Here is a 6632-nt window from a genome sequence, read left to right as displayed (position 1 = left end):
CCCATATTACATTCAACAGGTCTTTCGGTAGAAAATACGACTTTAAAATCTTTTTTAAAATTTTCTTTTTTTAATCTGTCTCTTACTTTTTTTGCAAAAGGGTCGTTTTGAGTTTTCCAGATGCTGTCAATCTTTATTTTTGTAGGGTCAACTCTTTTAGCCGCGCCCATAGAAGAGATGATTTTTGGATGTGCTTTTTTAATTAAAGCGATTTTTGCGTTTAAATCATCTATAGCGTCAATTACAATGTCATAATCTTTTATGTTTAATTTTTCTATATTTTCGGGCGTGAGTTTCATATCAACAGGAATAATTCCAGGATACAAATTAGATAGGACGTGTACTTTTTTTTCAACCAAAAATTCACTTCCTATTTGACGGTTTTGGTTTGTAATGTCGAATGTGTCAAAATCTACAATCGTTATGTTTTTTACTCCTGAGCGGTAAAGACAATCAAGAGCGTATCCTCCAACCCCTCCGACTCCGCAGATTAGTATTTTTAAATTTTTTAATTTTTCGAATTTCGAAAAAAGTTTTTTACATCTGTCATATCTCAAGTTTAAGCCTTTTAGCAAGATTTTGAATATTTTCAAATTGAGGCGAAAATTCATAACCTTCGTACAGTTCGTCTATGTTTTCTATTGTATAAGGTCTTTTAAATATTACACCTATAAATTCTCCTATATTCCAAACGCCGTATTCATAGCATTTATCAATAATTTTATTTTTATTTTTCAGATTTAAAATATCGTTTCTTAAAAATTTTCCACGGTTTATATTGTTGTAAGCCAAATCTTCAACCGGATATACTTCGCTGATTCCGGGTATTATAACCTGAACGGCAGTGTAATTTTTATATCTGTAAATTCTTAAAAATTCATCTTCATTGAAAACGTCTAAATTTTCAAAATGCCAGTTTTTTTTATCAAAATAAGGTTTTTTTAAAAAATTTGAATGAACATCTCCGCTTAAATCGATAAAATGCTGAGTAAGATTAAGGGGACTTTTGATGTAGTCTATATCATCGACAAATTTTCCTTTTTTTTCAAGCCCTGTTTGTAAGAGTTCAAGATATGCCTTTTTTACAGCGGTTTCTTTGTCCAAATCACATCCAAAAGCCAAAATAATTTCTTCATCTTGAATATAGCTTGCCGCCATTACAGGATATTTTCCATCAAGCGAGGCGTCGTATATTTGAATATGGGATGAATTTAAGTAATGGTCGATTTTTGGAAGAGGCAGAGCATATTTAATTACTTCATATTTTACAAATCTTTCTATTATTTCTGTTTTTGCGTTGTAATAGGCTTGTTTTAAATCAAAATGAAAAGCCATTCCGTTGCTGGCATATAAATTGTGGATAATATTTATTGGAAAATAAACTATTTCACCTGTTTTCGGATTTGTAAAAGGAATGGAGAGAATATCGAAAATATCGGAATTAAAATCAAACAAATCTTCTTTTTCCAGCTCTTTTATTTGATAAAAATCATATAAATAAGAATTAAGAAATTTATCACCGATAACGGCATCTGGATATAATCCGTTAATATAAAATTCTTCTAAAAAATTTCTTGTAAGTACTCTTTCGCACATTTCCCCGTATGCGCTGGTTTTAGCTTCTTCTTTGGTAAATCCTTTTCCAAAACTTTTAAAAGGAAGGTAGGAAGATGTAAGGGTAGTTTTATAAATATTTTTAAAAGGTTCGGTGTTTTCTTTTATATCGATATTTAAATTTTGTAAAAGCTTTTCCATTAAATCTCTTTTTTCAGTTTCTCAAGCGCTTCATATCCCGTCATATCGAGTTTTATAGGGGTTATTGAAACGTATCCTTCTTTTATTGCGTTAAAATCACTTCCGGTTTCTTCTTTAAAAGCTAAAGGATGAAGTCCTATCCAGTAATATTCTTCCCCTCTTGGATTTTTGTGTTTATGGGCGTCATTTCCATAAAGTCTGTATCCGAGTTTTGTTGCTTTGTAACCTTTTATTTTTCTTGTGTTTGGTATATTTATGTTTAGAATATGTCGATGAGGAATAGTTATTTTCCCGTCAAGTACTTTTTCCGTAATCTCACGCGCAACTTTTTTAGCATTTTTCCAGTTTAGTTCGCTTGGAGGGTTGTCAAAACTTTTTAGCACCTGAGAAAAAGCGATTGAAGGAATTGAGTGAAGAGCTCCTTCCATGGCTCCTCCGGCAGTTCCCGAATAGGTAACGTCTTCGCCGAGATTTGCACCGTGGTTAATGCCGCTTAAAACAATATCAGGTTTTTGTCCGTAAAAGAATTCCGGAAAAGACAAATAAACACAATCAGTAGGAGTTCCGTCATCGAGCTTATAAAAATTTTTATCAACTTTTATAAATCTTAAAGGTTTTGTTATTGTTAAAGAATGGCTGCAAGCACTTTTTGGAAAAGCGGGAGCCGCTATGTATATTTCACCTAAATCCTTAACGGCGTCTATTAAAATTTCAAGTCCTTTTGCTTCATATGAATCGTCATTTGTAATCAAAATTTTTTTCATTTATGTCCTTTTGTATAATTTCAAAAAAAAAGGCTCGAATATGGACTATTCAAAATACCTAAGAGATGATATATCTTTTAAAATTTTATCAAATTATCCTTTTGCCGGCAGCGATATCCAAAAGGATTTTGAAGAGTTTAAGAACAGATTAAAAGATTATGATGTCGGAGTTTGGGTGGATAGTGAAAAAATGAATTTAAAAAGCATAAAAATTTACAACTCTTTAGGTGAGCTTTTAAGTTGGGAAGATTTGGTACTTAATTACTTAAAAGCGCTAAATACATTTATGAGGGAGCAAATCGGAGTTTGTATAAATAAAAATATTCCAAGAATTCTTGATAATGAATTGACATATCTGATAATCCAAAGAAAAGATTATAAAGATTTTCATGATAATTTTTTTATTGCGGTGGATGGGGAAGTGATTTTTCCTATGATTTCAAAAGAATTTGATATAAATCTGGCTATTATAAAGCTGGCAGAGTGGAAAAATCGCGCTGGGATTAAAAATTTGATAAAATTTCAGCAAATCTAAACAAAGGATGACAATGGCAAAATTAGTACTGGTCAGACATGGAAAAAGTGAATGGAACAAACAAAACAGATTTACAGGTTGGGTAGATGTTGATTTGGCGCCTGAAGGAATTGAAGAGGCAAAAAAAGCCGGGCAAAAACTAAAAGAAGCGGGATTTGTTTTTGATGTCTGTTTTTCAAGCTACTTAAAAAGAGCTATTAAAACAGGTATTATTATTTTAGAAGAATTAGACCTTTTATGGATTGACCATCTTAAAGACTGGAGATTTAACGAAAGGCATTACGGAGCTTTGACTGGATTAAATAAAGATGAGGTAAAAAAAGAAGTGGGGGAAGAAAAATTCTTGTTATACAGAAGAAGCTATGACGTACCGCCTCCGCCTTTAAGCGAAAACGACCCTAGACATCCTAGATTCGATCCTAAATATAAAAATTTTCCAATAGAACTTTTACCAAACAGCGAAAGTTTAAAAGACAATCAAAAAAGAGCTATGGCAGCTTTTCATGAAAGAGTGGCCCCTTTACTTGTAGAAGGAAAAGATGTACTTATTACAGCTCATGGAAATACGATAAGAGGTATGGTAAAAGAACTTGACGGAATAAGCGATGAAGATATTCCGAAATTCGAAATCGCCACAGGGGTTCCGAGAGTTTATGAATTCGATGAAGCTTTACATATAAAAAACGTATATAATATCGACTAAAAGCCGAAAAATCATTTGATTTTTTGGCGTATAAAAAACCAGCTTCCAAATAAAGAACTGAAAAGATTAATACTTACAAGCATATAAATAATCACTATCTGGTAACTAACGGCTTTTAACGGATTAGCTCCCGCTAAAAGCATACCCGTAGTAATTCCAGGGATTGCCACGACTCCTATTGTCTGTAGCATGTTATTTACAGGTATCAAAGCCGCTTTTATGGCTTCACGCTGCATGATTTTAAGAGCATCGGTGTATTTTGCTCCTATGGCTATAAAAGCTTCAATCAGTTCACGCTGTAATTCTATTTCTCTTTTTAGTCTTTCAATAGTTAAAGTATATGTATTAAGAGCGTTTCCGATAATCATGCCGCTAATCGGAATAAATTCATTCGGTTTTAAAGAGATAATTTTAAATACGATTAATATGCTTAGAATTATTAAGGTTGAGAGTGAGAGGGTTAAAAAGGCGGCTTTAAAAGAATATTTCGTTCTTTTTTGGGCGATATAGGCTGAATATAAAAGCATAAACAAAATTACCGGGATATAAAAAAAAGGGTTTTTAATTTTAAATAAAAAACCCAAAACAAATCCAAGGGCTGTTAGTTGTAAAAGAGCCCTTATTGAATTTTTTAGTATCTCTTTTTCAATGCCGATATTTAATTTATAGGTAATTATTGAGGGAATTAAAACCAAAATAAAACTAAAAGCTATAAGCGATATATCCATAAAATGCCTTTTTGGGTGGAATTTTAACATAATGATTTGATACAATTTCTATAAAAAAGGCAGGGTATGAAAATACTTGATATAAACAACCCGGGATTCAGAAAAGAGTTTGAAGAGATATTACAGCGCGGTAAAATGGATATAGCAAATGTGGAAGAGATAGTAAAAAATATTATAAAAGAAGTAAAAGAAGAAGGAAACAAAGCTTTATTCAGACATATTTCAAGATTTGACAAGTGGGAACCAAAAGAAAATAAAGATTTGGAAATAATGCCTGATGAGATGAAAAAAGCATATGAAAATCTTGATGAAGAATTAAAAAAAGCGCTTCACTTGGCATATGAAAGAATAAAAAAATACCATGAAAAACAGCTTCCGAAATCCTGGCTTGATTTTGAAAAAAACGGCACTGTATTAGGACAAAAAGTGACTCCGGTAGATAAGGCCGGCGTATATGTGCCGGGCGGAAAAGCGTTTTACCCAAGTTCGCTTCTTATGAACGTAATTCCGGCAATTGTCGCCGGAGTTGAAGAAATTGTAGTAACTACCCCGGTAATTGAAAACAAACCGAACGAACTTCTTTTAGGCGCTCTGTATATCTGCGGATGTCCAAAAACGTATAAAGTAGGGGGAGCAAGTGCTATTGCCGCTATGGCTTACGGGACTGAGAGTATTCCTAAAGTTGACGTTATTACCGGTCCAGGAAATATTTTCGTAGCTACGGCAAAAAAACTTGTATACGGAGATGTTAATATCGATATGATAGCAGGACCAAGTGAGATTGGTATTATAGCTGATGAGAGTGCCAAACCTCATTATCTGGCAATTGATTTATTATCTCAGGCAGAACATGATGAGATGGCAAGTTCTATTTTAATTACCGATTCTAAAGAAATAGCGGATATGACTGTTATTGAAATAGAAAAATTTTTAAAAGAGCTTGAAAGGGAAGAGATTGCCAGAAAATCCATAGAGGAAAGAGGTGCTGTAATAGTTACAAACGATATAGATGAAGCAATTGAGCTTATGAATGAGATTGCTCCTGAGCATCTTGAAATAATGACAAAAAATCCTTTTGAGCTATTGCCTAAAATTAAACATGCAGGAGCGATATTTTTAGGTGAAAATACCCCTGAACCTATAGGCGATTATATAGCAGGACCTAATCATACTCTTCCAACGGGCGGGACCGCTAAATTTTATTCACCTCTTAATGTTGAAGTATTTATGAAGAAATCTTCAATTATTTCTTTTAGCAAGCAGGCAATTGAGGAGATGGGCAAAGAGTGTGCCACTCTCGCTCATACGGAAGGTCTTACGGCTCATGAAAAATCGGTGTTAGAAAGACTTAAGTGAAAGAGGCTTTAGAAAATACGGTTGATTTTTTTTTAAATTTTTTGCCAAACCAGGATTGGTTTTTCCTGGTGTATCTTTTTTTATTTGTTGTTTTTTCGGTGGGACTTATATATATTGCCTCTAAAACATCTGATAATAAAAAAGAATTTGATATTAAAGAAAATAAAAAAGAACTCACTCTTAATCATTTATTAAAAATAGCTTCAAATCCGAAATCCAAAACAGCTGATTTGTTAAGTGCATTGATGCTTTTTAATGAAAATTTTAAGGTAGAACAGAATGAAAAAAAATCTATTATTTTGTTTGAAAAGATATTAAACCACAAAAATAGAAGTAAAGCTCTTTTTGATTATTTTCATGGTACTATCTTACCTGCTAATTTGAAATATAAAGATAAACTTGATGAAATAGAAAGGAAAGCGTTAAATAAATAAAGAGAAGAGATTAAACTCTGTCTCTTAAATTTAGAGCAGCAATAACTTCGAGATATTTGTCGTGGTCTTTTTTCTTAAGATATCTCATAAGTCTTTTTCTTTGTCCAACTAATTTTAATAAACCTAGTCTACTTGAATGGTCATGTTTGTGAGTTTGTAAATGTTCGTTAATCTGATTGATTCTTTCAGTCAAAAGCGCGATTTGAACCGCAGGACTTCCAGTATCATTTTCATTATTTCCGAATTTAGCGATGATTTCTCTTTTTTTCGCCGAATCCAAAGCCATGTTAGCCTCCTGATTGGTAAATTTTGAAATAGAAGTATACATAAGTTTTAAATAAAAAGCAAATATTATGA

General features: G+C 32.5%; 9 protein-coding genes. 4 read left to right on the top strand and 5 right to left on the bottom strand.

The genetic code is table 11. The features are described from left to right. The 3 genes from ACXJH6_RS03215 to surE all read right to left on the bottom strand — a co-directional run. On the bottom strand, positions 1-557 hold a 557-nt coding region (locus ACXJH6_RS03215), incomplete at its 3' end, for a tRNA threonylcarbamoyladenosine dehydratase (protein WP_456470330.1). Further along, entirely contained in the window at positions 547-1755 is a 1209-nt protein-coding gene (locus ACXJH6_RS03210; protein ID WP_456470329.1) for a YcaO-like family protein, read from the bottom strand. The genes ACXJH6_RS03215 and ACXJH6_RS03210, both read right to left, overlap by 11 nt. Further along, on the bottom strand, positions 1755-2519 hold the full coding sequence (gene surE / locus ACXJH6_RS03205; protein ID WP_456470328.1) for a 5'/3'-nucleotidase SurE: 765 nt from the start codon (positions 2517-2519) through the stop codon (positions 1755-1757). Before surE ends, ACXJH6_RS03210 begins: the two co-directional genes overlap by 1 nt. Before the next feature lie 40 nt (positions 2520-2559). Between surE and ACXJH6_RS03200 the strand changes: the two genes are divergently transcribed. Both ACXJH6_RS03200 and gpmA read left to right on the top strand, forming a co-directional pair. Beyond that, entirely contained in the window at positions 2560-3054 is a 495-nt protein-coding gene (locus ACXJH6_RS03200) for a stationary phase survival protein SurE (protein ID WP_456470327.1), read from the top strand. A 13-nt stretch (positions 3055-3067) separates the two neighbouring features. Beyond that, positions 3068-3757: a 2,3-diphosphoglycerate-dependent phosphoglycerate mutase gene (gene gpmA, locus ACXJH6_RS03195; RefSeq protein ID WP_456470326.1), complete on the top strand. Its 690-nt coding sequence runs from the start codon at positions 3068-3070 to the stop codon at positions 3755-3757. An 11-nt stretch (positions 3758-3768) separates the two neighbouring features. Here gpmA and ACXJH6_RS03190 read toward each other — a convergent pair whose 3' ends face one another. Continuing rightward, positions 3769-4485, bottom strand: a complete 717-nt coding sequence (locus ACXJH6_RS03190) for an ABC transporter permease (RefSeq protein ID WP_456470325.1) — start codon at positions 4483-4485, stop codon at positions 3769-3771. A gap of 66 nt (positions 4486-4551) precedes the next feature. Between ACXJH6_RS03190 and hisD the strand changes: the two genes are divergently transcribed. Beyond that, on the top strand, positions 4552-5841 hold the full coding sequence (gene hisD, locus ACXJH6_RS03185; protein ID WP_456470324.1) for a histidinol dehydrogenase: 1290 nt from the start codon (positions 4552-4554) through the stop codon (positions 5839-5841). Then, positions 5838-6275, top strand: coding sequence for a hypothetical protein (locus ACXJH6_RS03180; RefSeq protein WP_456470323.1), 438 nt, complete (start codon positions 5838-5840; stop codon positions 6273-6275). The genes hisD and ACXJH6_RS03180 overlap by 4 nt, the downstream gene beginning before the upstream one ends. Before the next feature lie 10 nt (positions 6276-6285). On the opposite strand, the gene rpsO is transcribed toward ACXJH6_RS03180, so the two are convergent. Further along, positions 6286-6561: a 30S ribosomal protein S15 gene (gene rpsO / locus ACXJH6_RS03175; RefSeq protein WP_456470331.1), complete on the bottom strand. Its 276-nt coding sequence runs from the start codon at positions 6559-6561 to the stop codon at positions 6286-6288. Positions 6562-6632 lie beyond the last annotated feature (71 nt).

The sequence above is a fragment of the Caminibacter sp. genome, from assembly GCF_053999135.1.
The sequence above is the reverse complement of the archived record's forward strand: the minus strand, read 5'-3'. Positions and strand labels throughout refer to the sequence as shown.

Excerpts from the sequence above, each read along its gene's own strand:
- ACXJH6_RS03210 (WP_456470329.1), bottom strand. The coding sequence starts at position 1,755 with ATGGAAAAGCTTTTACAAAATTTAAATATCGATATAAAAGAAAACACC.
- surE (WP_456470328.1), bottom strand. The coding sequence starts at position 2,519 with ATGAAAAAAATTTTGATTACAAATGACGATTCATATGAAGCAAAAGGA.
- ACXJH6_RS03200 (WP_456470327.1), top strand. The coding sequence starts at position 2,560 with ATGGACTATTCAAAATACCTAAGAGATGATATATCTTTTAAAATTTTA.
- gpmA (WP_456470326.1), top strand. The coding sequence starts at position 3,068 with ATGGCAAAATTAGTACTGGTCAGACATGGAAAAAGTGAATGGAACAAA.
- ACXJH6_RS03190 (WP_456470325.1), bottom strand. The coding sequence starts at position 4,485 with ATGGATATATCGCTTATAGCTTTTAGTTTTATTTTGGTTTTAATTCCC.
- hisD (WP_456470324.1), top strand. The coding sequence starts at position 4,552 with ATGAAAATACTTGATATAAACAACCCGGGATTCAGAAAAGAGTTTGAA.
- rpsO (WP_456470331.1), bottom strand. The coding sequence starts at position 6,561 with ATGGCTTTGGATTCGGCGAAAAAAAGAGAAATCATCGCTAAATTCGGA.